This is a genomic window from Chthoniobacterales bacterium, assembly GCA_035274845.1.
Taxonomy (GTDB): domain Bacteria; phylum Verrucomicrobiota; class Verrucomicrobiia; order Chthoniobacterales; family UBA10450; genus AV80.
Genome location: DATENU010000004.1, coordinates 52948 through 76371, shown reverse-complemented (window position 1 = coordinate 76371; position 23424 = coordinate 52948). Strand labels below are relative to the sequence as shown.

General features: G+C 59.6%; 25 protein-coding genes and 1 rRNA gene. 14 read left to right on the top strand and 12 right to left on the bottom strand.

The features are described 5' to 3' along the window. Window positions 1–1178 (bottom strand): 23S ribosomal RNA (locus VJU77_01490); the annotation flags it as partial. Window positions 1179–1672: 494 nt separating this feature from the next. Here VJU77_01490 and VJU77_01485 point away from each other — a divergent pair. The 3 genes from VJU77_01485 to gmd all read left to right on the top strand — a co-directional run bounded on the left by VJU77_01485 (window position 1673) and on the right by gmd (window position 4423). Further along, window positions 1673–2533 (top strand): SDR family oxidoreductase, encoded by an 861-nt coding sequence (locus VJU77_01485; protein HKP02009.1) that lies wholly within the window; start codon window positions 1673–1675, stop codon window positions 2531–2533. A 66-nt stretch (window positions 2534–2599) separates the two neighbouring features. Then, entirely contained in the window at window positions 2600–3346 is a 747-nt protein-coding gene (gene rph / locus VJU77_01480; GenBank protein HKP02008.1) for a ribonuclease PH, read from the top strand. Between the two features lie 63 nt (window positions 3347–3409). After that, a complete protein-coding gene (gene gmd, locus VJU77_01475) occupies window positions 3410–4423 on the top strand; it encodes a GDP-mannose 4,6-dehydratase (protein HKP02007.1) in 1014 nt (337 codons plus the stop codon). A gap of 11 nt (window positions 4424–4434) precedes the next feature. On the opposite strand, the gene VJU77_01470 is transcribed toward gmd, so the two are convergent. From VJU77_01470 to coaD, 7 genes are all read right to left on the bottom strand, one after another. Continuing rightward, the gene (locus VJU77_01470; GenBank protein ID HKP02006.1) at window positions 4435–5022 is read right to left on the bottom strand and encodes a L,D-transpeptidase; all 588 of its coding nucleotides are present in this window, start codon (window positions 5020–5022) and stop codon (window positions 4435–4437) included. After that, window positions 5019–5885 (bottom strand): TatD family hydrolase, encoded by an 867-nt coding sequence (locus VJU77_01465; GenBank protein HKP02005.1) that lies wholly within the window; start codon window positions 5883–5885, stop codon window positions 5019–5021. The genes VJU77_01470 and VJU77_01465 overlap by 4 nt, the downstream gene beginning before the upstream one ends. Window positions 5886–5959: 74 nt before the next feature. After that, window positions 5960–6982, bottom strand: coding sequence for a beta-ketoacyl-ACP synthase III (locus tag VJU77_01460; protein ID HKP02004.1), 1023 nt, complete (start codon window positions 6980–6982; stop codon window positions 5960–5962). Further along, window positions 6945–7976, bottom strand: a complete 1032-nt coding sequence (gene plsX / locus VJU77_01455; GenBank protein ID HKP02003.1) for a phosphate acyltransferase PlsX — start codon at window positions 7974–7976, stop codon at window positions 6945–6947. The genes VJU77_01460 and plsX overlap by 38 nt, the downstream gene beginning before the upstream one ends. Before the next feature lie 172 nt (window positions 7977–8148). After that, complete coding sequence (gene rpmF / locus VJU77_01450) at window positions 8149–8328, bottom strand: 50S ribosomal protein L32 (protein HKP02002.1); 180 nt, start codon at window positions 8326–8328, stop codon at window positions 8149–8151. Between the two features lie 81 nt (window positions 8329–8409). Continuing rightward, window positions 8410–8865 (bottom strand): DUF177 domain-containing protein, encoded by a 456-nt coding sequence (locus VJU77_01445; protein ID HKP02001.1) that lies wholly within the window; start codon window positions 8863–8865, stop codon window positions 8410–8412. Next, window positions 8862–9338 carry a pantetheine-phosphate adenylyltransferase gene (gene coaD, locus VJU77_01440; GenBank protein HKP02000.1) on the bottom strand — a complete coding sequence of 159 codons (477 nt, stop codon included), beginning with the start codon at window positions 9336–9338 and terminating at the stop codon, window positions 8862–8864. The genes VJU77_01445 and coaD overlap by 4 nt, the downstream gene beginning before the upstream one ends. 172 nt (window positions 9339–9510) lie before the next feature. On the opposite strand from coaD, the gene VJU77_01435 reads away from it, so the two are divergent. From VJU77_01435 to trpD, 10 genes are all read left to right on the top strand, one after another. Continuing rightward, complete coding sequence (locus tag VJU77_01435) at window positions 9511–10332, top strand: universal stress protein (GenBank protein HKP01999.1); 822 nt, start codon at window positions 9511–9513, stop codon at window positions 10330–10332. A gap of 41 nt (window positions 10333–10373) precedes the next feature. Next, complete coding sequence (locus VJU77_01430) at window positions 10374–11093, top strand: TIGR02206 family membrane protein (protein HKP01998.1); 720 nt, start codon at window positions 10374–10376, stop codon at window positions 11091–11093. Next, entirely contained in the window at window positions 11090–11908 is an 819-nt protein-coding gene (kdsA, locus tag VJU77_01425) for a 3-deoxy-8-phosphooctulonate synthase (protein HKP01997.1), read from the top strand. Before VJU77_01430 ends, kdsA begins: the two co-directional genes overlap by 4 nt. Then, a complete protein-coding gene (locus VJU77_01420; GenBank protein HKP01996.1) occupies window positions 11892–12467 on the top strand; it encodes a hypothetical protein in 576 nt (191 codons plus the stop codon). The genes kdsA and VJU77_01420 overlap by 17 nt, the downstream gene beginning before the upstream one ends. Continuing rightward, on the top strand, window positions 12464–13138 hold the full coding sequence (locus VJU77_01415; GenBank protein ID HKP01995.1) for an LptA/OstA family protein: 675 nt from the start codon (window positions 12464–12466) through the stop codon (window positions 13136–13138). Before VJU77_01420 ends, VJU77_01415 begins: the two co-directional genes overlap by 4 nt. Beyond that, a complete protein-coding gene (gene lptB / locus VJU77_01410) occupies window positions 13135–13920 on the top strand; it encodes an LPS export ABC transporter ATP-binding protein (protein HKP01994.1) in 786 nt (261 codons plus the stop codon). Before VJU77_01415 ends, lptB begins: the two co-directional genes overlap by 4 nt. A gap of 13 nt (window positions 13921–13933) precedes the next feature. Further along, window positions 13934–14509 carry a ribosome-associated translation inhibitor RaiA gene (raiA, locus tag VJU77_01405; GenBank protein ID HKP01993.1) on the top strand — a complete coding sequence of 192 codons (576 nt, stop codon included), beginning with the start codon at window positions 13934–13936 and terminating at the stop codon, window positions 14507–14509. 2 nt (window positions 14510–14511) lie between these two features. Continuing rightward, window positions 14512–15336, top strand: a complete 825-nt coding sequence (locus VJU77_01400; protein ID HKP01992.1) for an FKBP-type peptidyl-prolyl cis-trans isomerase — start codon at window positions 14512–14514, stop codon at window positions 15334–15336. A 65-nt stretch (window positions 15337–15401) separates the two neighbouring features. After that, complete coding sequence (locus VJU77_01395; GenBank protein HKP01991.1) at window positions 15402–16508, top strand: Lrp/AsnC family transcriptional regulator; 1107 nt, start codon at window positions 15402–15404, stop codon at window positions 16506–16508. 91 nt (window positions 16509–16599) lie between these two features. Continuing rightward, entirely contained in the window at window positions 16600–17643 is a 1044-nt protein-coding gene (gene trpD / locus VJU77_01390; protein HKP01990.1) for an anthranilate phosphoribosyltransferase, read from the top strand. An 85-nt stretch (window positions 17644–17728) separates the two neighbouring features. Here the strand turns inward: trpD and VJU77_01385 are convergent, their stop codons facing one another. The 4 genes from VJU77_01385 to VJU77_01370 form a co-directional block, all read right to left on the bottom strand. Continuing rightward, on the bottom strand, window positions 17729–18337 hold the full coding sequence (locus tag VJU77_01385) for a biotin--[acetyl-CoA-carboxylase] ligase (protein ID HKP01989.1): 609 nt from the start codon (window positions 18335–18337) through the stop codon (window positions 17729–17731). After that, on the bottom strand, window positions 18324–19172 hold the full coding sequence (gene nadC / locus VJU77_01380; protein ID HKP01988.1) for a carboxylating nicotinate-nucleotide diphosphorylase: 849 nt from the start codon (window positions 19170–19172) through the stop codon (window positions 18324–18326). The genes VJU77_01385 and nadC overlap by 14 nt, the downstream gene beginning before the upstream one ends. Next, window positions 19169–20533, bottom strand: a complete 1365-nt coding sequence (gene guaD / locus VJU77_01375; protein HKP01987.1) for a guanine deaminase — start codon at window positions 20531–20533, stop codon at window positions 19169–19171. Before guaD ends, nadC begins: the two co-directional genes overlap by 4 nt. 323 nt (window positions 20534–20856) lie before the next feature. Further along, window positions 20857–21771 carry a 5'-3' exonuclease H3TH domain-containing protein gene (locus tag VJU77_01370; protein ID HKP01986.1) on the bottom strand — a complete coding sequence of 305 codons (915 nt, stop codon included), beginning with the start codon at window positions 21769–21771 and terminating at the stop codon, window positions 20857–20859. A gap of 226 nt (window positions 21772–21997) precedes the next feature. On the opposite strand from VJU77_01370, the gene VJU77_01365 reads away from it, so the two are divergent. Next, window positions 21998–23137: a DUF4339 domain-containing protein gene (locus VJU77_01365; GenBank protein HKP01985.1), complete on the top strand. Its 1140-nt coding sequence runs from the start codon at window positions 21998–22000 to the stop codon at window positions 23135–23137. Window positions 23138–23424: the final 287 nt, after the last annotated feature.

The following is a 23424-nucleotide window of genomic DNA, read 5'->3' as shown; positions in this document are numbered from 1 at the left end:
TTATCGCCAATCATTATCGGCGCGAGATCGCTCGATGAGTCAGCTATTACGCACTGTTTAAATGATGGCTGCCTCTAAGCCAACATCCTCACTGTCTAAGCAACCTCACATCCTTTCCACTGAACGGTATTTGGGCACCTTAGCTGCTGGTCTGGCATGTTTGCCTCTCGCGCGTGAAGCTTATCCCTCACGCACTGACTCCCGTGTTACACCCTGCGGTATTCGGAGTTTGATTGAGTTCGGTACCCTGGTATGGGCCCTAGTTCATCCAGTGCTCTACCTCCGCAGGTCAGCACACGAGGCTAGCCCTCAAGCTATTTCGGGGAGAACCAGCTATCACCGGGTTTGATTAGTCTTTCGCTCCTACCCACAAGTCATCCCAGAAGTTTTCAACCTTCACGGGTTCGGTCCTTCAGTTGCGGTTAAGCAACCTTCAACCTGCTCATGGGTAGATCACCTCGGCTTCGGGTCTACTGCCAGCGACTAAATTCGCCCATTTCGGACTCGCTTTCGCTTCGCCTCCATCGCAGAACGACTTAGGCTCGCCACTGACAATAACTCGCAGACTCATTAAGCAAAAGGCACGCCATCACCCTTGCGGGCTTTGACACCTTGTAAGCACATAATTTCAGGTACTATTTCACTCCGCTCACAGCGGTTCTTTTCACCTTTCCCTCGCGGTACTTGTTCACTATCGGTCGCCAATTAGTATTTAGACTTACGCCGTGGTCGGCGTGGATTCATACGAAGTTTCACGTGCATCGTATTACTCAGGAAATCCCTAGGCGTGCGCGGATTTTCGATTACGGGCCTGTCACCCTCTTTGGAGCGATTTTCCATTCGCTTCATCTAATCGTTGCACTACCACATCGGGCTCCTACAACCCCACCAGCAAGCTGGTGGTTTGGTCTCTTCCGCTTTCGCTCGCCACTACTTACGGAATCGCTTTCGCTTTCTCTTCCTCCGGTTACTGAGATGTTTCACTTCACCGGGTGTCGCGATGTTCCTGCTATGTATTCACAGGAACTCGAGCAGGTGTTATCCCACTCAGGTTATCCCATTCGGAAATCCCCGGGTCACAGCGTGTTTACCGCTCTCCGAGGCTTATCGCAGTTAGCCACGTCCTTCATCGCCTATTGGCACCAAGGCATCCATTATGTGCTCTTTGTAGCTTGATCAATCTGTTCCGATCCCGCTCGCGCGGGACCAGAGATCTTTGATAACTGAAACTCTCTGGCCGAAGACTTTCGTCTCCGGCCGCTTGTTTTCAGACTCAGCTCTTAAAGTTGTATTTACTACCCTGTATGTAGATTTCAAAGAACCAGTGTTGCCGCCCGTTTCAGTCGCAAAAAAAACCCAATTCTGCTTTCCGATCTCTCCATCCCGCTCGGCGGGACGCGATAAACCGGGACAAAATTGAGTTCCAATTTGCAGTCCCAAAATAGGCGAGAACCAACTCTTTCGTCTTGCGACTACCGGAGTCCCGCTTCAGGCGGGGGCAACACCGTAGCCATGGAAGAAAACCCGTCAACCGCGAAAAGCGACTTTTTTGGCAAAATTTGAAGATTTTTTAGGCCGCCGGGCCGACTCGTGGGCGCTCTTCAGGGCGACACGGTTGCCGGGCGTTGAAACAAGCGTCTGACCCCCGCTCGAAAAGCGAATATTTTTCATCATGCCTAAGGAGAGAAAAGCGCGGCCGCCCCAGCATCAAAAGCGGCAACCGGGGCGCGAATGGAAGATGCGGCCCCGGCCGAAATCGGGGGCCAGCGATTACGCCGGCAGTGGGAAATTGCGGGATAGGGTCGCGCTCATCACCGGAGGCGACAGCGGAATTGGGCGGGCGGTCGCGGTGCTCTTCGCCAAAGAGGGGGCGGACGTGGCCATCGTCTATTTCAACGAGCACAGGGACGCCCGGGAAACAAAGCGGCTCGTCGAGGCCCAGGACCGCCGGTGCGTGCTGATCGCGGGCGATATTGGCCGGGAACGGTTTTGCCAGGCCGCCGTGAAGCAAACCCGGCGCGAATTGGGGAAGATCGACATTCTGGTCAACAACGCCGCGGAGCAGCATCCGCAAAAGAGCATCACGAGAGTCACCGAGCGGCAGCTCGAAAAGACCTTTCGCACAAATATTTACGCGATGTTTTTTCTGACGAAGGCGGTGATGCCGCAGTTCAAGAAAGGCGGGGTGATCATCAACACGGCGTCGGTCACGGCGTATCAGGGCAGCCCGGAGCTGTTGGATTACTCAGCCACCAAAGGGGCGATCGTGGCCTTCACGCGCTCCCTTTCGCAGGCGCTGGCGGAGAAAAAGATCCGCGTGAATGCAGTGGCCCCCGGCCCGATCTGGACGCCATTGATTCCCTCGACCTTCCCCGCGAAGGAGGTCGCGACGTTTGGTTCCGATACGCCGCTTGGGCGGGCAGGTGAACCGGAGGAGGTGGCGACCTCGTTTGTCTTCCTCGCGTCCGACGATTCGTCTTACATGACGGGGCAGGTGCTGCATCCGAACGGCGGGCGGGTGGTGAACGGATAGTTTCGGTTGGCAGGCGAAGCGCCCCTTCGACGTTGCTCAGGGCGGTCTCTGCCCTACAATTGCCGGATGGAACGTCCTGATGGCCGCATGCCAAATGAGATCCGCCCGATCTCTTTCGAACTCGGCATCGCGCCCAATGCGAGCGGCTCCGTGCTCGTGGCCATGGGCAACACCCGGGTCATCTGCGGCGTCATGATCGAGGAGTCGGTGCCGCGCTGGATGAAGGAACAAAATGTGACCGGCGGCTGGCTGACGGCGGAGTATTCAATGTTGCCCTACTCGACAAACACGAGGAAACCGCGGGACATCGCCAAGGGCCGGCTCGACGGCCGGAGCACGGAGATCCAGCGGCTCATTGGCCGTTCCTTGCGCGCGGTGGTTGATCTGGAAAAACTGGGGCCGCGGACGATGTGGGTCGATTGCGACGTGTTGCAGGCGGATGGCGGAACGCGCACGGCCGCCATCACCGGCGCGAGCCTCGCCGTGGCGATCGCGTGCCGGAAGCTGACCGAGGAAAAGAAGCTCGCGGCGTCACCCATTCGCAAGCTCGTCGCGGCGGTCAGCGCGGGCGTTTTCAACGGCCTGACCGTGCTCGATCTAAATTACGAAGAGGACAAGGCGGTAACCGTCGATTTCAACCTGGTGGCGACCGAAGATGGAGAGTTCGTCGAAATGCAGGGTTCGGGCGAGGAAGCGACCTTTTCCAACCAGGAGCTTGAGGAAATGCTGGGGCTGGGAAGAAAAGGGATCGGAGAATTGATTGCGGCCCAGCGCGCAGTGCTGGCATCATTGATGGTTTCGCAGGCGGATTGATAGTGGCGTAAGTTTTCAACTTGCGCTTTGCTTGGCGGGCAAGTTGAAAACTTGCACCACTTTATGAAAAGAGCGCTCATCACGGGAATCACCGGGCAGGACGGGAGTTATCTTGCCGATCTCCTGCTGGAGAAGGGCTACGAAGTCCACGGGATCATCCGGCGAGCGAGCACTTTCAACACCTCGCGGATCGATCATCTTTACGCTGATCCGCACATCAACGGCGTCCGGTTGTTCCTGCACTACGGCGACCTGGCGGACTCCGTCAACCTGGTGAAGCTCCTTTACGAGCTGAAGCCGGACGAGATTTACCACCTCGGCGCGCAAAGCCATGTTCGAGTGAGTTTCGACATTCCCGAATACACTTCCGACGTCACCGGCGTCGGCACGATCCGGATCCTGGAAGCGATCCGGGAAACGGGCATCCGATCCAGGTTTTACCAAGCCTCGAGCAGCGAAATGTTCGGCAAAGTGCGGGAGGTGCCGCAAACGGAGACGACGCCATTCTGGCCCCGGAGCCCGTACGGGGTGGCAAAGGTTTTCGCCTATTGGGCTACGGTGAACTACCGCGAAAGTTACGGCCTCGCTGCGAGCAACGGCATCCTGTTTAACCACGAAAGTCCGCGGCGCGGCGAGACGTTCGTCACGCGAAAAATCACGCGGGCGGTGGCGGCGATCAAGCTCGGGCTGCAACAGGAACTGTTTCTCGGCAATCTCGATGCGAAACGCGACTGGGGTTATGCGCCGGAATACGTCGAGGGAATGTGGCGGATCGTGCAGGAAGCGGCCGGCGACGATTTCGTCCTCGCGACGAACGAGACCCACACGGTGCGCGAGTTTGCCGAAGCTGCTTTTGCCCGGGCTGATCTCGACTGGAAGGAGTTCGTGAAGCACGACGAACGGTATGAGCGCCCGGCCGAAGTGGACCTGCTCATTGGCGACGCGTCCAAGGCGAAGAAGGTCCTCGATTGGGAACCGAAGGTGCGTTTCCAGGAGCTCGTCCGCATCATGGTGGACGCGGATATTGCGTTGTTATCGCGGAGCTCGGCGAGAGAGCAGCTCGGACAGCTGCCTTAAAGCGCGACCGATTATTGGGATGACACGGCGGTAGTCGTCCCCGGTCCGGGCGCCAACGGCACTGCGGCCGATAGAGGAGCGTCGAGAATGGTGACCCGCGCGCCCCAGCCGACGATGTCGTAAAGCTGGATCACGTCCCGTGAGCGCATCCGGATGCAGCCGTAACTGGCGCGCTGGCCGATGTTCCGTTCCTCGGGCGTTCCATGAATATAAATGTAACGCCCGTAGGCATTGGCATTCTGGGCTTCCCGCCCGCGCAACCAGAGAATCCGGGTTACGATTGGGTCGCGGCCCGGTGCGTCGGGAACGAGGATTTCGCCGGTCGGACGCCGATCCTTGAAAACGGTTCCAAGGGGAGCGGAGCCACCGATTTTTTTCGCAATCTCGAGCTCGCCGAGTGGCGTGGCCCGGCTGCCGGGGGCGTCGCCGATGGCAAACTTCGAGGTGGAAATCGGGTAGGTGGCGATGAGCGCGCCGTTGTCGAGAAGCGCCAGCCGCTGCTCCGGGATGCTGACGACGATCCGATGACGCGTATCGGGCGTCGTGCAGGAAGCGAGGCAAAGAGCGGCGAACGCGGAGAGAACGAGCTTGCGCATCATGGACTAAACCTGAAAAACTTTTCCGCGGTCTCCGTGGTGGCTTCCGCTACTTCCTCCAGCGGAATGCCGCGAGCGGCGGCGATTGTTTCCGCCACAATCCGCGTATGCGCCGGTTCGCAGCGTTTTCCACGGAAGGGCACCGGCGCGAGATACGGGCAATCGGTTTCCACCATAAATTTCCAGAGCGGAACCTGAGTCGCCACTTCGCGGACATTCGCGCCGTTTTTGAACGTGACGATGCCGGTGAAGGAAACCAGATGATCCATCGCGAGGACTTCGTTCGCTTGCTCGATCGAGCCGCCAAAGCAGTGGAAAACGCCGCGCACTTTGCCGGTATACGGCCGCATTAGTTCGAGAGTATCTTCCCAGGCGTCCCTTTGATGAATCACGACGTTCAGTCCCAGTTCGACCGCCAGATCGAGCTGCTGTTCAAACAGGCTGGCTTGTTTCGACTTGTAGGCGCCGTCATGGATCTCCGCTTCAAGGAGATCCTCTGTCGACGTCTGAAGCGCTTTTGAGAATACCTGGGTCGACTTTTGCGCCTTGGCCAATTCGAGGCTCGGCAATGAATGATAATCCAAGCCGGTCTCACCCAGGGCGACCACCCGCGGATGCTTGGCCAGCTCGCGCAACGGAGTGATAACGTCATCCCCGGATTCCTCGACGTAAGTCGGATGCACGCCGATGACCGCGAAGACATTCGGAAACTTGTCCGCCAGCGCGACCGCCCGCAGGCTGCTCTCGAGCGAAGTCCCGATCGTAATGATACGCGTCACGCCCGCTTCCGTTGCGCGCCGCAGGACGTCATCGAAGTCCGGGGCGAAATCCGGGTAGTCGAGGTGGGCGTGGGTCTCGATCAGCATTGCAGACTGAAGATTGCAGATTTCAGATTGGCAGCAGGTTCAATCTGCAATCTGACTTCCGCAATCTGCAATGGCTACCATTCGACCACCGTGCTCGCCCAGGTGAGGCCGCCGCCGAACACCACCATCAGGACGTAATCGCCATGCTTGATGCGGCCGGTGCGGTTGGCTTCGTCGAGCGCCATCGCCACCGCTGCGGCGGACGTGTTGCCGTACTTGTCGAGATTCACATAAAAGCGATCGAGCGGAATCTTGAGACGGTCCGCGATTGCTTCGATAATCCGGAGGTTCGCCTGGTGGGGAATGACGCACGCGATATCATCCGTAGTCAGGCCGGCTTGCTCGAGCGCCTTCTTCGACGCGTTCAGCATCGAAATGACGGCCTGCTTGTAAACTTCCTTCCCGGTCATGTGGATGGTGGCCAGGTGCATGTGAGCGTTCTCGGCCGTGATCGGGCACCGCGAGCCGCCGCCGGGCATGAACAAAATATCGGTGAATTGCCCGTCGCTGCCGATGTGGGTGCTGATCACGCCATGGGCGCGACCGCGGTGCTGGAGGACGGCGGCGCCCGCTCCGTCGCCGAAAAGGACACAAGTGTTGCGGTCGGTCCAGTTCGTGATCGAGCTGAGCTTTTCCGCGCCGATCACGAGCACGGTGTCATGCGTATGGGATGTGATAAATTGCTGGGCAATCTCGATCCCGAACAGGAAACCCGCGCAGGCGGCCGAGATGTCGAGGCAAGCGGCGTTTTTCGCGCCGATCTTCTTCTGGACGAAGCAGGCCGTGGCCGGGAACAGCATGTCCGGCGTCGCGGTCGCGACCAGGATCAGGTCGACCTCTTCCGGCTTGATTTTGCCCTGCTCGAGCGCTTTCAGGGCGGCCTTGGTGGCCATGTCGCTCGTCAATTCGTCCTTGCCCGCCAGCCGCCGTTCCTTGATGCCGGTCCGGGTCGTGATCCATTCATCGGTCGTGTCGACGATCTGCATCAGATCGGCGTTGGTGAGGACCTTGTCCGGCATGTAGCTGCCGGTACCAACGATCGAAACCGTCCGGTTTGTTTTACCGGAGCGCGGGCTCGAGCGGGGTTGTCGTTTCATGATAGCGGGCCACTTCCTCCACGATATGTGGGTTCACCTGGTGTTCAATGGATTCGGCCGCGACGCGTAACGCATTCTTGATTGCGAGCGGGGTGCTCGCTCCGTGGGCGATGATGCAAATGCCGTTCACTCCCAGCAAAGGCATCCCGCCGTATTCTTCGTAATTCAGTTTCTTCTTGATCGCCCGAAAGGCGCCCCGCGCCAAATAAGCGCCCGTCATTCGGACTTTGGTGCGCATGAGCTCGTGCTTGAGCCATTTGAAAACCGCGTCCGCTACCGACTCGCAGGTTTTCAGCATCACGTTGCCCACGAATCCGTCGCAAACCACCACTTCGACCGGGTCTTCGAAAAGCCCGTGGCCCTCCACATTGCCGCGAAAATTCAGCGAGCTCCGTTTCAACATTTTGAAAACTTCCTTGGTCAGCTCGCTTCCCTTAACGTCTTCCCCGCCGATCGACATGAGGCCGATCTGGGGGTTCTTGTAACCGAGAACATGCCTGGAATAGACCGAGCCCATGATCGCGTATTGGACGAGATGTTCCGCCCGCGCATCGCTGTTCGCACCGGCATCGATCAAGACAAATAAATTGGTTTCCGTCGGAATAAGGGCCGCGATCCCGGGGCGATCGATCCCGGGCAGGGTTCGGAGCTTGATCGCAGTGGCGGCGACGGCCGCTCCCGTGTGCCCCGCGCTCACTATTGCCGCAGCCTCCCCTTTTTTCACCAGATCGACGGCGCGGCTGACCGACGAATCCTTTTTTCGTCGGACGGCGTCCACCGCGCTGTCGCTCATCTCCACAACCTGGGTGGCATGAAAAATCTCGATCCGGCGATCGTTGCAGCCGTGTTTCTTGAGTTCCGCTTCAATCTGCGGGGTGTCCCCGACCAGGAACAGTTTGTCGATGTGCGGGTACTCCTTCAAGGCCAGGACCGCACCGGCTACGAGATTGGGCGGCCCGAAATCGCCGCCCATGGCATCGAGTGCGATTTTCATCGGAGCGGGATTTTGCGGATTTCAGGTCGTGAATGCAAAATCAAAAATGGTGCGTTCCTCATCTCGAGCGAGGCGCCAGCGGAGCCGAAGGGCCCCGGTTATCGTCGTTCGACCTGCAACAGAGTCCCTCGACTCCACTCCCTTTCGCTTCGCTCGAGATGACGGGACGTATTTACGCCCCCACGGAGAGAACTTGCCGACCTTTGTAGTATCCGCAAGAAGGACAGGCGGTATGCGACGCGACGGTGCTTCCGCATTGGGCGCATTTGTTCAGCTGAGGGGCCTGCCAGCGATGCGACGCCTTGCGCGTCCGCAGCCGCATCTTCGAAGTTTTGCGTTTGGGAACTCCCATAAGTGAGCGGGAACAAAAGCACGAGATCGGAAAAAGACAACGTGAATCGTGATCAGTGAATAGAGGTAACGATCCTCGATTTTAGCGCTTCTCGATCTTCAACTTATCCAGCGCGCTCCAGTCCGGCGTCCGCTTGCCATCTTCCTCGGCGGCGGGCGCGGCCACGGTCGCCGCCGGACATTTCCGCCCGCCTTCGCGATCGCAATGCGGGTGCGCCGGCAGGTTCAGCAGAATATCTTCGCGGATATAGGGCCCGAGATCGACCACTTCCGGCCCGGTCAGCTCGTGGTGAATGGAAAAGGCGTGCACCTCAATGTCGTAGCGGAATGGTTCCAGGCAACGAACGCACTTCAGCTCGACCGGCTGGGTCAGGGTTCCCGTGACCCAAAGCGAGCCTTCCGAGATTCCGAGGTCGAGTGAATAACGCAGCGGCCCGGTGCAAGTTACGTCCTCCGCGGCGAGGTCCGAAATGATGCATTCTTCCTCGCCCTCGAGATGAAGCCCGTCGGCTTGGATTTGGCGGAGATGGACTTTCATAGCTTCGCTCCGAGGACCTTTGCGACCGCCGGGGGCACGAATCCGCTCACGTCTCCGCCCAGCCGCGCGATTTCCTTCACAATCCGCGAGCTCAAATAGGTGTATTCCTCCTTCGGCATTAGAAAAATGGTCTCGACCTTCGCGTTGAGCTTCCGATTCATCAACGCCATCTGGAATTCAAATTCGAAATCCGAGATGGCGCGCAGGCCGCGGATGACGGCGGTGGCTTTCCGGGCCATGGCAAAATCGACGAGCAAGCCATCGAGCGGCGCGATTTCCACGTTTTTTAGTCTGCCGACGGTGGCCTGAAGAAGATCGAGTCGTTCCTGGAGGTTGAAGAGCGGATTCTTCTGGTCGTTGTGCGCCACGGCAACAATCACTTCATCGAAAAGTTTCCGGGCTCGCTCGATGACATCGAGGTGGCCGTTCGTCACCGGGTCGAAACTGCCGGGATAAATCGCGCGTCGAATCATGGAGGGGAACGTCCAACGTCGAACCCGCCTCCGCAAGCCGCTACGGCGCGGCAGGCCCGTCTGCGTCCCGCGGCTGCGGGACTACGGCGGCGCCGGCGGTTCGCATTTCGCCTCGAATGCCGATGCGAGTTGCTGAATCGGGCCAACTCTGGAAGATAGTGGGCGCGAAAAGATGATCGATCCACCCTATCGGACCGTGGCAGTGGCCAGCACGTTTTCGCCCCGTTTCCTACAGGTGTTGGCGGAAGCGAAACGGATTCGCGATCGTCTTTGCCAGCAGTTGCATCTCATCTACGTCGGGAAGCGGGATGCGACGACCACCGAAAAGTTCGGCGCGGCGCTTCGCGAGCTCGAACTGCCGGCAGATTCGCCCATTCATTACCAGGAAGGCGATCCGGCGGCGGCGATTCTGGAAGCTGCCCGGGCTAACAAAGTCGATCTCATTGTGGCCGGGGCTTTGGAAAAGGAAGCGGTCCTGCGTCAATTTCTCGGCAACGTCGCGCGTCGTCTCGTGCGGGAAGCGGCCTGCTCAGTGATGCTTTTCACCAAGCCCGCCGAAAAGCCGGAGCCATTCTGCCGGATCGTTTTGCTGGCGGAATACTCCGACCATGGCCGGGCGGCCCTGCACAAAGCCCTGCGCCTGGCCGAACTGGAAAAGTGCGAGAAGCTTTTTGTGGTCCGCCTTTACACGACTTTCGATGCGGCGCGGGCGAAGGCGCGAACGGAAGCGCCCGAAATCGGGAGCGAAGGAGCTCGCACGCTCGAGGAAGAAGAGATGGCGCTCGAGCATTTTATCGATTCGGCGGGCGCGACCGACGTTCCGATTGAAGCGAGGTGCATTCGTGGCAACACCGGTTATGCGGTGCTCGACTTCGTGCATTCAGTCGACGCCATGATGCTGGTGGTCCCGAACGATCCCGGCACCGAGGGTCTCCCAGCCCGGCTCGAATGGGTCACCGACGTGATCCCGTGTAATCTCTGGGTAATCCGATAAACCTTGTCGCGTTCGCTGGCGGTTGATTTCATCGAGAAAAAATGGACGTTGCACCAGTGTTCAAGCGCTTTGGCCTGGCGCACCTGGTTGTCATCCTCCTGACCATCACGCTCCCATTTGTGCTGGCCGCGTTCACTCGTAAATCGCGCTGGCCGCGCAGTGAGCGAATCGTCGCGGCCCTGCTCGCCGGCATGCTGCTGGTCAACTACGTTGGCTACGAGATTTATCTGGCGATGACCGCCGGGCTCACCCTGCCCAAGGCCCTTCCGTTTCAGCTTTGCGATTGGGCGATGGTGGCGATCATGGTCGCCCTTCTCACCGGCCGCGAACGCTGGCTCGAGGTCGCCTACTTTTGGGGAATCGGCGGAACCCTTCAGGCCATCCTCACGCCCGACCTGAAATATCCGTTTCCCGATATTCGTTTCGTCACTTTTTTTGTTGCCCATTCGGGCATCGTGGTCGCCATCGCGTTCATGATGATCATGAAGAAATTTCGACCGCACTGGATTTCCATCGTGCGCGTCTTCGCCTGGTCGGAGCTTTATTTCGTGCTCACGCTCATCGTCGATTTGCTGACAGGGGAGAATTACGGCTACCTGCTTCATCCGCCGGCTTCCGCCTCGCTCCTCGATCTGCTCTCCCACGACTGGATCGTTTACCTTCTCGAAATGCACCTGCTCGCCCTGATCTTTTATGTCGTCCTTTATTTGCCGTTTGCGCTTTATGACGCGATAACCAGCGCGAGAACCAAGCTGATATGAAACGCTCGCCGCTAAAGATCGGGCCGGTGGTTATCGGCGGCGGAAAGCCGGCCTTCATCCTGGGCCCGTGCGTGATTGAATCGGAGAAGTTCGTCTGGCGGATGGCGAGGAAGCTCGCGGAGATCTGCGAGGCGGAGTCGGTGCCGTTCATTTTCAAGGCATCCTACGACAAGGCGAACCGGACTTCCGTGCGGTCGTATCGGGGAATTGGGGTCGAGGAAGGTTGCCAGATCCTGGCCGCAATCGGTGCGGAATTGAAGATCCCGGTGACGACTGACGTGCATACGCCGGCGGAAGCGGAGATCGCCGGGCATGTGATCGACCTGCTGCAAATCCCGGCTTTCCTTTGCCGGCAGACCGACTTGCTCCAGGCGGCGGCGGAGACGGGTCGCGCCGTCAATGTGAAGAAAGGCCAGTTCCTCGCGCCCTGGGATGTGAAGAATATCGCGGAAAAGCTGACGGCATTCGGGAACAGGAATTTCCTCTTCACCGAGCGAGGGACGACGTTCGGTTATAATAATCTGGTGGCCGATTTCCGTTCGCTCCACTGGATGCGCGAGGCCGGCTATCGCGTGATTTTTGACGCAACTCACTCGGTCCAACGACCTGGCGGAGCGGGGGATGCGACTTCCGGCGATGGCGAGCTGGCGCCGGTCCTGGCCCGGGCGGCGATGGCGGCGGGTTGTGACGGCATCTTCATGGAAGTGCACGAAAATCCGGCGCGCGCGTTGTCGGACGGACCGAACCAGATTCCGCTAAAGCAGTTGCCGAAGCATCTTCGCATGTTAAAAGCTATTCATGCTGCCGTTTCGTAGCGGTCGCGCTGGAATCTCCAGCGCCGCTTGTGTTTTTTTTGTGCTCGCTCTGCTGACTTGCGCGGTGCTCGCCGCGGAAAAGAAGGGTCCGAAAGCCTCGTCCAAGGCCGCGAGCCCGTCGCCGACCGCGGCTTTGGCGAAGAAACCACGGCCGAAACCGGAGGAGGGCATGAGGGATGTTCCCCTTGCCACCGGTCACGATGCGAAAGGCCTGGTCCTCCCGGACTTCGACCTTCTGGGGCGGATGCGCGGGAAGCTGGAGGCGGGCGTGACAAAGCGCCTGGACGAGCAGAACATCGAGTTCGAAGGCGTGAAATTTACCACTTTCATGCCCGAAACCCAGGCGCCCGACCTCGAGGTCATCACGAGAACTTCGACGCTGAATTTGAAGACTCAGGTGCTCAAATCAAAAGAGCGCACCGTGGTGAAGCGCGCCGATTTCGAAATCGTCGGCGACACGATGGAGTTTGAAATGCTGACCCGGCAGGGAACCCTGGCGGGAAATGTGAAGATGGTAGTCCGCGGAAAGGCCCGAACGCCGCGGGAAGAACACGAATGAGAAAACTCGGCCTTGTTTCAGTGCTCTGCTTCGGAGCGCTTGCCGGGGTTGTCTCCGGGCAAGGCTCCGCGCCCGCGACGCTTTCAACCCGCACTCCGGCAAAGGTGCCGGAAAAAACCGCGGAAAAGACTCCCGCCGCGAAACCGAAAGAGGTAAAAGAGAGTCCTGAGAAAAGTCCGGAGGAGAAGGCGAAGGAAACAAAGGCGCCTCCGGCCAGCCAGGAGCCGATCGTGACCGAGATTTACGCGGATAAAGTCGTATTCGATTCGGCCAAATCGACTGGTGTTTTTACCGGACATATTGTCGTGACCGATCCGCGTTTCCAGATCCAGGGAGACAAGCTGACAATTTTTCTCAGCAGCAAACAAAGCGAAGGGCTCGATCGGGCCATTGTGGAAGGGAATGTGGGCGTGGTGCGAGAGAGGCCAGCCACCGAAGGCGGTGAACCAAGCCGGATGGTGGGCCGTTCCGACAAGGCGGTTTACACGGCGAAGAACGGCAACTTTGAGCTGACGGGCAATCCGCGGGTGCAACAAGGCCTCAACATCCACGTGGCGACCAGCCCGGAAACGGTCATGATTTTGAACGAAACCGGTCAATTACAGACCAACGGCCCCAGCCGGACGGAGATTCGCCAGGCGCCGAAAGCCGAAGCGACGCCCAAGCCATGATCGGCCAAACTGAAGCCCTCTCCCCGCCCGCCGCGGCCTCCATCGAACCGGGGGCGCAGGAGTTTGTTCTTTCCACGGAGCAGCTGGTGAAAATCTATGGCGGCCGCGCCGTGGTTAACGGAATCGATATCAAGGTGCGCGCGGGCGAAATTGTCGGTCTGCTCGGTCCAAACGGAGCAGGAAAGACGACCAGCTTTTACATGATTGTCGGGCTGGTCCGGCCGAACAACGGGCGGGTGATTTTTTCCGGAACGGATGTCACGAAATATCCGATGTATAAACGCGCCCGGCTCGGCATGGGTTATCTCCCGCAGGAGGAATCGATCTTCCGCAAGATGACGGTGGAGCAAAACATCCTGGCGATCCTCGAGACCCTGCCGCTGAGCAAATACGAGCGGCGCCAGCGGTGCGATGAATTACTCCATCAATTTGGCATCGAACGGATCGCGAAAAACACCGCGATCACCCTCAGCGGCGGTGAAAAACGGCGCCTGACTATCGCGCGCTCGCTCGTGACCGAACCGAGTTTGCTCATGCTGGACGAACCTTTCAGCGGCGTGGACCCGATTGCGGTCTATGATGTTCAGCAGATCGTGGTCAATCTCCGCAAATCCGGTCTCGCCATTTTGATTACGGACCACAACGTGCGCGAAACGCTTTCCATCGTCGACCGCGCCTATCTCATTTACGAAGGCCGCGTCGAGAGCGAAGGCACGAAGGATTTTCTCATCAACGACCCGATCAGCCGCCAGTTATATCTCGGCGAGCGTTTCCAAATGTAACGAAAGGAGCCCCATGATAACGACCAACGCTCACCCCGACGTCAAAGTCACCGGACGTCATCTCCACATCACCGACGCGATCAATGATTATTGCACGCGGAAGATCGAGGGCCTGCACCTCGATTATCCCAAGATCATCGAAGCGCATGTCATCCTCGAGGTGGAAAAGTACCGGCATTCCGCCGAGGTCGTCCTGGTCTGCTCGAATCACATCACCATCGAAGCCTGCGAGGAAACCGACGACATGTATGCCGCGATCGATGCGGTCACGGACAAAGTCGCGCGGCAGATGCGCAAGTATAAGACGCGGTTGATGCGAAAACACCGGCCGCGCAAGGACATCGTGCAGCATCTCGAGGAGCACGTTCTCCATCCCGAGCCGGTCGAAGAGGAGGAACACCACGAGCATGCTGTCGTCCGCACGGAACGCCTGCCGGTGAAGCCAATGTTTGTGGATGAGGCCGTGCTTCAGTTGGAAATGTCGCACCGGCAATTTCTGGTTTTCCTGAATGCGCGGAGCGCGCGGGTCAACGTGCTCTACCGCCGCCGGAGCGGTGATTTCGGACTGATCGAGCCGACGGCAAATTGAAAATGAAAAGGAGATCGGGGATCGCTGCGCTTGCTTTCCTGCTGAGTGTTTCTCTCGCTCCCTCGGCCTGGCCGATTTCGCCGCCGGACGATGTGGCAGCACCACCGAATGACGCGCAAAAGACCGATTCCGGTCTGGCATCGAAGGTTTTGCGGCCAGGCAAAGGCGCCGCCCATCCGGCGAAGAGTGATGTCGTCACGGTCCATTACACCGGCTGGACAACGGACGGTAAAAGCTTCGACAGCTCCGTCTCGCGAGGGAAGCCGGCCACCTTTGCGCTCGATAAAGTGATCCCGGGATGGACCGAGGGCGTTCAGCTCATGGTCGCGGGAGAAAACCGCCGGTTTTGGATTCCCGAAAACCTGGCCTACAAGGGCAAGGAGGGCCGGCCCGCTGGCATGCTGGTTTTCGATGTCGAATTGATTTCATTCAAGGCGCCGGGGGCCAAAGAGGTCTCCTCCGATCCAACCAAAGCCCCCGATGACGTCCAGCGCCCGCCGGACGATGCAAAGCGCACCGCGAGCGGCCTCAGCTACAAGATTCTCAAAACCGGCACGGGCAAGGAGCACCCGGCAAGAACGAGTTCAGTAACAGTGAATTATTCCGGTTGGACCACTGATGGAAAACTCTTCGACAGCTCTTATGCCCGCCACGAGCCGGCAACCTTCCCGCTCAATCGCGTCATTCCCGGATGGACCGAAGGTTTGCAGCTGATGGTCGAAGGCGAGAAGCGCCGGTTGTGGATTCCCGAATCGCTTGCTTACGCCGGGCAGGGACCGGTCAGCGGCGATCTCGTCTTTGACGTCGAGTTGATCAAGATCAACTAGGCGGCCCGCTGAATCGCCTCTCCAAGAATGGACAAGGGCATCGGCTGATGGCTATCTAGCAGCAGATGCTACCGGTCGAACACAACGATCCGATTAACGCCAAAATTCTCGCGATCTCGGAAGACAAGATCGACGGGTTCGTTCGCGAACCGTTTGAGGAAATTGCGCGGCGCTCCGGTGTTCCAGTCGAAACCGTCATGGCGCGAATCAGGGCCATGCTGGAGGCGGGGACAGTGCGCCGGGTAAGGCAGACGCTCCTCGCGACCAATCTGGCGGATGGCGCCCTGGTCGCGTGGAAAGTCGGCCCCGAGAGAGTCGACGCGGCTTTCGATTACATGTCGCAATGTGATCCGTTTTCCGGCCACGTGGTCTTGCGTTCGACCGACACCGTTACCGCGGGTTCGGAATATAAGCTTTGGACGACCTTGAAGGTTCCGAGGCAGTTTTCGCTGCAACGTCACGGCGAGTTGCTGGCGAAGATCGTGGGCGCGGACCATTTCCGGTTGATGCCGGCCAAAGGGATTTTCACCCTGGGGGTGGGGCATGTCCGGCGCAAGACGATTGAGCCGGGGAGCAAGGCCGATGTGCCGGCGACGATGGCGCCGGTTTATGTGGCTGAACTCAGCGATCTCGATTGGAAAGTGCTCGTCGCGCTGAAACGGGAGTTGGAGCCAGCGGAGATTGCGCCGTCGCCCTGGAAAGGGCGCGCCGCGGAAGCCGATGTTGCTTTGGATGAATTTTTCCAGATCGCCGAATCGCTCCAGGGGCGGAAGGTTGTCGGGCGGTTCTCGACGTTCCTCGAGCATGTGAAGCCGTCAGCCGGCGGTATTCGCGTCACGCGTTTCAACGCGCTTTTTCATTGGGCGGTGCCAGTTGGGCGGGAGGTTGAAGCGGGCGGCGAAGTTGGGCGGCATCACATTCTCACTCACTGCTATTGGCGCGAGGCGGGGCCGGAATTTCGGAACGTCAACATCATGGCGGTCGCGCACGGGACCGACAAGGAACTGCTTCTCGAACACAAGCGGGCGATCGACCGCCACCTGGAGTCGTGCGGGATTCCGGTTTCCTACACGAACGTTTTCTGGGGAGGACGAAGCGAGATTAAGCCCTCGGAAATTTCCCCGGAGATTTATCGCAGCTGGTTGCGCGAGATGGAGGAGAAAGCGGGGTGAGCGCCTTTGGTAGGGACGCCGCGCTGCGGCGTCCAGCTTCCGGCGCGTTGCTGCATCATAATGCGGACGCCGCAGCGCGGCGTCCCTACCAATGAAAGCGCTCATCGGGAAATTGCGGAGCGGGCTCGATTTGAGCGCGAGTGACATCAACTATGCGATGTCGCTGCTGCTTTCGGATTCGACGGACGACGCCAGCAAGGCGGATTTCCTGATCGCGCTTCATCGCAAAGGCGAGAGCGTCGAGGAGATCGTCGCGTTCGTGCAGCAGTTGATCGATCGGGCGATCGATCCGCTGATCGACCCGAAGAATCTTTGCGGCCCAATGATCGACGTCTGCGGCACCGGGGGCGATGGCCTCGATCTTTTCAATGTCTCAACCACGATCATGTTCGTCCTCGCCGCGGGCGGAGCGGCGGTCGTCAAACATGGCAATCGCGCGGTCACCTCGCGTTCCGGGAGCGCGGATGTGCTCGAGGCGCTCGGGGTCCAGATTGCCCTGCCGCCCGCCAGGCTCAGGGAATGCGCTGAGAAGCTGGGACTCTGTTTTGTTTTTGCGCGCGAATATCACCCGGCCTACCGGGCCATCGCGGAAATGCGAAAGCGGCTCGCCCGGGAAAATATCCGGACCGTTTTCAATCTGCTCGGCCCGCTCTTGAATCCAGCCCGGCCCGCTCGGCAGCTCATCGGGGTTTTTTCTCCGCGCCTGACCAGTGTCTTCGCGGACGTGCTTCGCCGTCTCGGGCGCGAACGCGCCTGGATCGTGCATGGGGTGACCGACACGGGCGAGGGGATGGATGATATTTCGACGAGCGGGGTCACGACGAGGGCCGAGTTGGCGAATGGCAAGGTCGTTTCGGGGTTAATTGATCCGCGCTGGCTCAACATTCCCGCGGCCTCCATCGATGAGCTTCGCGGGGGCGACGCGACGGAAAATGCCGGATACCTGGAGGGCATTTTGTCTGGCGAAATTCAGGGTGCGAAGCGCGATTTGGCTTTGGTAAACGCAGCCGGCGGGTTCGTGGTGGCGGGCCTTTGCAATGACATGAGCCAGGGATTGGTTCGCGCGCGGGAAGCGATCGACAGCGGCCGCGCCTTGGAGAAATTGCGCGCTCTTCAGCAGTTCGGCGCGAATTGAAATTCTGTTGTAGCGACGCCGCTCTGTCGGCGTAAACAGTCGTGAATTGCAATTTACGCCATTCCACGGCGACAGAGCGCCGTCGCTACAGTTGGGCTCGCGCCGCGAGCCGTTGAAGTAATGCGATGGCAAGTCTTGCGCGCGAAATTTTCTTTCCAGTTATCATTGCGAGCGATGCCGCGGTCGCGCGCAACTCGGGCGGAAAATCGTCGATGTCCTGGTTTACATTTATTCCGATACCGGCCACGGCCACATAACCTCCGTCGCCGGCCGTTCGGCCTTCGACGAGCACGCCGGCCACCTTGCGCCCCTCCACATAGACGTCGTTAGGCGGCTTGATGACAGCAGGGTAACCGGTCGCTTGCGTGACCGTGGCCGCGATCACCTCTGCCAGGAGTGAAGTTAGCCGGGGGGACTCGCGCAAAGTCATCGCCGGCCGGAGCAGAACCGACATCGCGATAGCCTGATACGGGGCCGATTCCCAGCGCCGGCCATACTGGCCGCGCCCCGCAGTTTGGCGCTCAGCAAAAACCACGAAACCCTCCGCCGCGCCGCGGTCCGCCGCCGCCCAGGCGAGATCGTTGGTGGAGCGCGTTTCCTCCACGACCACGATCTCTCCTCCGATCCGGCAATCTGCCAGCTTCGCCCGAAGTTCGGCCGCGATCAGGCGATCGCCGCGATCAACTTCCGACATGCGTCAGTTCCAGCGAGAAATCGATCGCGCGCGCGGAGTGAGTGAGCGCGCCGACGGAAATGTAATCCACGCCGGTCGCCGCGATCCGCCGCACATTTTTTACGGTAATGCCTCCGCTGGCTTCGAATTTTACTTTCCCTTTGCCGGCCGCGACTGCTTCCCGCATTTCGGGAGGCTCCATGTTGTCGAGCAGGATAATGTCGATGCCTTCGATCTCGAGAAACGATCGGACTTGTTCGAGTCGTTCGGCTTCCACTTCGACCCGGATGCCCGGGTGTTTCTCGCGTAAGCGGCGGATTGCATCGGCGAAACCGCCCGATCCCGCCGCGGCGCTCAAATGATTGTCTTTCACCAGGACCATGTCGCTGAGGTTGAAACGATGATTGGCGCCACCGCCGGCCACGACCGCGGCCTTTTCGAGGGCGCGCAAGCCGGGGGTTGTCTTGCGCGTGTCGAGGATCTTCGCCCGGGATTTGCCAATGGCTTCGACGAATTGCCGAGTCAGGGTGGCGATGCCGCTGAGACGCTGGAGGAAATTCAGCGCGACCCGTTCTCCGGTCAGGATGGAGCGGGCGGCGCCGCGCACTTCGAGGATTGTCTCACCACCGTTCAGCGGAGTCCCGTCCGGCTGCTTTACCTCGACAGTCAATTTCGGATCCACCCGTCGAAAAACCTCGGCCGCAGTTTCCACTCCGGCCACGATCGCCCGTTCCCGCGCGACGATTCGGCCGAGCGCGGCCAAACCTTCCGGAACAAAGAACTCCGTCGTCGTATCGCCATCCGCCACGTCCTCACGCAGCGCGATTGAGATAGGGTCTGGCGTCGCGTCCATCATATTGCTGCGGCGGAATTCGCCGCCTGGTAAACGCGCTTGCCGCGCACAAAGGTTTCCAGGGTCACATGCGGTCCGCCCCGGTAAATGCAAAGCGCCAGAATGTCCTCGGTCGACAAGTCGGCGAGAGGAACCTCAGTGGTTCCGTAAGGAAGAAGCGCGGCCAGATCGACCACCAGCACATCAGCTTCCTTGCCGACATCGAGGGTGCCGATCGCCGCGGATTTCCCCAGCGCTCGCGCGCCGCCGTTCGTGGCGAGATAAAAGGCTTCGCTGGGGCGGAGCCGGGGAAGGTGAGGTTCGGCAATACATCTCGCTTTCTGCACGTCGATTGCGCCGCGCATGACCTGCCACATGTTGAGCTCCGGCCCGGCTGCCACATCGGAACCGAGCCCGATCGCCAGGCCCGCGTTCAAAAGCTCATCGAGCTTGAGCAGGCCGCTTCCGAGAAAGAGATTCGAGGTGGGACAATGGGCGACGGCGGACCGCGCGGCGGCAATCGCATCGATTTCGCGCGCGTTGAGATGAATGCAATGGCCGAGCATGGTTTTTGGCGTGAGGAGCCCGCACTTTTCGTAGACATCAGTATAATCGCGCGCCGCCATGTGGAGGTGGTGCACTTTTTCAATCTCCTCCCGGTTCTCAGCCAGGTGGGTTTGGAGGTAGGCGCCAAATCGCTGGGCGAGCTCCGCGGCGCTCCGCATCAGTTTCTCCGAGCAGGTAACGGCGAACCGGGGGCTGAAAGCGTATTCGAGCCGCCCATTCGCCGCGCCGTGCCATTTCCGGCAAAGCCGTTCGCTCTCGATCAACGAGACAGAGAGAATCTTCTTGGGTTGTAACTGCCCGTAGGAACCCAGGTCCATCATCGTTTTGCCGAGGATCACGCGCAGACCGCTTTGTTCCGCCGCCTCGAATCCGACTTCGCAACTGTCCTCGTAGATGGCGGCGTAAACCATCGCGGTCGTGGTGCCGTTTCGGGCCAGCTCGCGGAAAAAGAGCGGCGCTTCCCGGCGCGCTTTCGGGCCCGTGAAATCGTGCTCGACCGGAAAAATGTTTTCGCGCAGCCACGGTAGCAACTGGCTCTCACCGCGCGCCACGGCCGAGTATTGGGGAAGGTGAGTGTGGCAGTCGATCAATCCCGGCAAAATGACCACGTTGGGGCGTTCGAGCCACCGTACCGTAACCGGCCGCTGCCGTTTGCGCAGATCGTCATAGGCGCCGACTTCCACGATCCGGCCGTTGGCCACAATGATCGCCCCGTCCCGATGGCTGCGCAGGGAGCCGTAATCCGGGGCGTCAATGAGGAAGCCGCGGATTCCGAAGGCGTTAAGTTCCTGTTCGATCACAGCCGGAAGCTTAGCCATAACTCACCAGCTTGGGAGGGGAGAAGGAAGCCAAAAAAGGATTCGGGCAGCGCACGCAGGAGAAACAACAAATACGAGAAACGTGCCGCCGCCCGAATCGCCTTAACCTGTCTATTTTGACACCGGCGCACCGCTGCCGTTCGAAATTTTTATGGCCAATTATGAGATTTTCCCGCTTTTTCTGTAGCAGCGGCCCTGTGGGCCGCTTTGGGAATCGACGTCACTCTTGGCGGTAGGTGGACCGAGCGCTCCGTCGCTCGGTGAGGGCGACGGTTGCTGCGAGGAAAGCCACCTCCCATCGCGCGGCGGAGCGCACGATCCACCTACAGTAGCAGCTCCCCCTGCTTCACGGTCCCCACTCTGGCCGCTTCGTCCCGAACCTCCTGGATCAGCGATTTGAACTCGCACTTCTCCAGCGCGGCAAGCAGCGCCGGGTAGTCCGGTTTGATCCGCAGGTCATCGATTGGGACCGGGAGCGGCGTGTCGCAGTCCAGCTCCACCATCTTCCGGTTTTGCCCGATTTGCTCCCGGCCGGTGATCAGCTTCTCCCTGGTTTTGTCGCTTTTTATGCTGTCGAGATTCGCCAGGAGCCGGTCAAGGTTGCCGTGCTCCATCAGCAATTTAGCGGCGGTCTTTCGGCCGAAGCCGGCGCTGGGAATGTTGTCCACCGAGTCGCCCGAAAGCGCGAGGACATCACCGATCAAAGCCGGCGGGACGCCCCATTTCGTGGTCACTTCCGGCTCGCCCAGGAGCGCAAACGCGTCCTTGGGCGAAACGAGGTCGGCTTTCGCCGTTGAGTAAACTTTCACGCACGGCCCGACAAGCTGGTAGAGGTCCTTGTCGTTGGTCGCCAGCACGACCTCGATGTTCTGTTTGCAGGCCGCCATGGCGTAGCAGCCCATCAGATCGTCCGCTTCCGTGTTGGGCAGCGAGATATTTTTGAACCCGAGCAGCGCCGTCAACTCACTCTGGATGTAATCGAGTTGGGGCACCATCGGCTGCGGCATTTCTTTCCGCGTTTCCTTGTAGGCCGGCTGGAGCTTCATCCGCTTTTCGGGCAAACCTTCGTCCCAAAAGACCGCGCCCAATTCCGGCTGGAGATGTTTGACCATCAACCGGAGCGTCTTCGTGAATCCGAAGATCGCGTTCGTCGGTTCGCCCCGGGAGTTCGACAGGTTCTGGATCGCGAAAAATGAGCGGTAAACGTAGTAATGCCCGTCGACGAGAAGAAGCTTCACGCGGTGAATCTTATGGTAGGGCGAGACGCTGTCGAGCCGGGGTCTCGCGCTTTCCGAACGTGACGATTGGAATGAGAAGGAAATAACCGCGGATTACGCGGATGCCGCGGATCGAAGAAATGGGAAGAAGTTGCCTTTATCCGTGCCGTCCGCGTAATCCGCGGTCAATCAGCACGGGTAACACTGGGTGTGGCGAGCAAATCGATTCACGTTTATCAATTGCCCAATGCCAGACCAATGGATGGTGCGGGTGGAGGGAAAGGAGTACGGCCCCGTCGATGAAGACGAGTTGCGGGATTGGCGCCGCGAAGGGCGTCTGATCCGCTCAAACGAACTCCGGCGCGTGGGCGAAGAGCGCTGGATTCCCGCCGGCGAATTTCCCGAGTTCTTTGCCGCCGACACGCCGCTGCTGTCTGAGTCGGCAGCGCCGCCCGACCTGATTGTGCGCCGCCGGACCGGGCGGGAGATCTTTCGCGAAACGTTCCGCATCTATCGCGGCGGTTTCTGGCGTTTCCTCCTCTTTGGCCTGTTCACGGCGGTGCCGATGTTCATTCTGCAATGGAACTTTCCGAGAGTCCCGCTGCCGGACCTTACTTCGGGTGAACCGTTGCCCACGGTGACGATTCCGCCGCTGTGCTGGTTCATGTTTCTGCTCGTGATCCTGCTCTGGCCCCTCTCGACCGCCGGCTTTCAATTCGTGGCCGACGACGTCGTTCGCGGCCGGCGCCGCTCGATTGCCGCCCAATTCGCGGCCGCGATCGAGCGCTACGGCCGCATGCTCGGCGCCGGTCTACTGGTATATTTTAGCTATTTCTTTTGGTTCTTCATCCCGCTGACCGCGATGCTCGCGGTGCTCAACACCGGGCTCTCGCTCGTCAGCGTGACCGTTTACCTGATGATCGGCGCTTTCATGGTTTACATGAACGTGCGGCTCATCATTAACTTTCTCTTTTGGGAGCAAACCGCGGCGCTCGGCGACGAAGGCGTTTTCCTTGCCTTGCGCGAAAGCAAGGAACTCGCGCGTTGTGACCTGGGTGCGCCCCGCTTCGACCGGCCGATGTATCGCGGCCTGATCGTCCTTTCGCTCTGGCTGCTGTTGCTCCTGGTAGCCCTCATGGTGGTCCAATTTCCTTTCGCGCTCATTCGCCTCAGCGGCGCCACCAGCCCGGAACAGGCCATGGCCCTCATGGAATCGTTGTCGCAGGCGAAAACACCCGACGCCCTTATGATCGCGTCCGATGTGGTGTCGGCCGTCATCAATCTTCTCGTACGGCCACTCCTCACGACATCGTTTATCGTTCTTTTTTACGACGCCAAGGCGCGGCTGGGCCGGCGGGACAACAAAGAAATCAGCTCGCGCCTGTAGCGACGGCGCTCAGTCGCCGTACCCCATTCAGGGAGGGACGTAATTCCGCCCGCCTTGGCCGGGGCACGCCGTAATTGTCGACGCGATTAGCGACTTGGAGGATAATTCCGAACCGCCATGCCCCACGCCGCAACCCTCCCGATTTCAAAGCGCGCACAGCTCGTGATCTTCGCCGCCGCGGCTGTCATCCTGGCGATTGGCGGATTTGAAACCGGCCGGCGCTCCGTCGATGACGCCGCACTCGCAGATTCCATCGCGTCCCAATCGAGTCAGTCTTCGCCCGATTC

Excerpts from the sequence above, each read along its gene's own strand:
- kdsA (HKP01997.1), top strand. The coding sequence starts at position 11,090 with ATGAAACGCTCGCCGCTAAAGATCGGGCCGGTGGTTATCGGCGGCGGA.
- VJU77_01465 (HKP02005.1), bottom strand. The coding sequence starts at position 5,885 with ATGCTGATCGAGACCCACGCCCACCTCGACTACCCGGATTTCGCCCCG.
- lptB (HKP01994.1), top strand. The coding sequence starts at position 13,135 with ATGATCGGCCAAACTGAAGCCCTCTCCCCGCCCGCCGCGGCCTCCATC.
- VJU77_01435 (HKP01999.1), top strand. The coding sequence starts at position 9,511 with ATGATCGATCCACCCTATCGGACCGTGGCAGTGGCCAGCACGTTTTCG.
- rpmF (HKP02002.1), bottom strand. The coding sequence starts at position 8,328 with ATGGGAGTTCCCAAACGCAAAACTTCGAAGATGCGGCTGCGGACGCGC.
- gmd (HKP02007.1), top strand. The coding sequence starts at position 3,410 with ATGAAAAGAGCGCTCATCACGGGAATCACCGGGCAGGACGGGAGTTAT.
- nadC (HKP01988.1), bottom strand. The coding sequence starts at position 19,172 with ATGATGGACGCGACGCCAGACCCTATCTCAATCGCGCTGCGTGAGGAC.
- VJU77_01430 (HKP01998.1), top strand. The coding sequence starts at position 10,374 with ATGGACGTTGCACCAGTGTTCAAGCGCTTTGGCCTGGCGCACCTGGTT.
- VJU77_01400 (HKP01992.1), top strand. The coding sequence starts at position 14,512 with ATGAAAAGGAGATCGGGGATCGCTGCGCTTGCTTTCCTGCTGAGTGTT.
- raiA (HKP01993.1), top strand. The coding sequence starts at position 13,934 with ATGATAACGACCAACGCTCACCCCGACGTCAAAGTCACCGGACGTCAT.
- VJU77_01445 (HKP02001.1), bottom strand. The coding sequence starts at position 8,865 with ATGAAAGTCCATCTCCGCCAAATCCAAGCCGACGGGCTTCATCTCGAG.
- VJU77_01470 (HKP02006.1), bottom strand. The coding sequence starts at position 5,022 with ATGATGCGCAAGCTCGTTCTCTCCGCGTTCGCCGCTCTTTGCCTCGCT.
- VJU77_01485 (HKP02009.1), top strand. The coding sequence starts at position 1,673 with ATGCCTAAGGAGAGAAAAGCGCGGCCGCCCCAGCATCAAAAGCGGCAA.
- rph (HKP02008.1), top strand. The coding sequence starts at position 2,600 with ATGGAACGTCCTGATGGCCGCATGCCAAATGAGATCCGCCCGATCTCT.
- trpD (HKP01990.1), top strand. The coding sequence starts at position 16,600 with ATGAAAGCGCTCATCGGGAAATTGCGGAGCGGGCTCGATTTGAGCGCG.
- VJU77_01415 (HKP01995.1), top strand. The coding sequence starts at position 12,464 with ATGAGAAAACTCGGCCTTGTTTCAGTGCTCTGCTTCGGAGCGCTTGCC.
- plsX (HKP02003.1), bottom strand. The coding sequence starts at position 7,976 with ATGAAAATCGCACTCGATGCCATGGGCGGCGATTTCGGGCCGCCCAAT.
- coaD (HKP02000.1), bottom strand. The coding sequence starts at position 9,338 with ATGATTCGACGCGCGATTTATCCCGGCAGTTTCGACCCGGTGACGAAC.
- VJU77_01385 (HKP01989.1), bottom strand. The coding sequence starts at position 18,337 with ATGTCGGAAGTTGATCGCGGCGATCGCCTGATCGCGGCCGAACTTCGG.
- VJU77_01420 (HKP01996.1), top strand. The coding sequence starts at position 11,892 with ATGCTGCCGTTTCGTAGCGGTCGCGCTGGAATCTCCAGCGCCGCTTGT.
- VJU77_01460 (HKP02004.1), bottom strand. The coding sequence starts at position 6,982 with ATGAAACGACAACCCCGCTCGAGCCCGCGCTCCGGTAAAACAAACCGG.
- guaD (HKP01987.1), bottom strand. The coding sequence starts at position 20,533 with ATGGCTAAGCTTCCGGCTGTGATCGAACAGGAACTTAACGCCTTCGGA.
- VJU77_01365 (HKP01985.1), top strand. The coding sequence starts at position 21,998 with ATGCCAGACCAATGGATGGTGCGGGTGGAGGGAAAGGAGTACGGCCCC.
- VJU77_01395 (HKP01991.1), top strand. The coding sequence starts at position 15,402 with ATGCTACCGGTCGAACACAACGATCCGATTAACGCCAAAATTCTCGCG.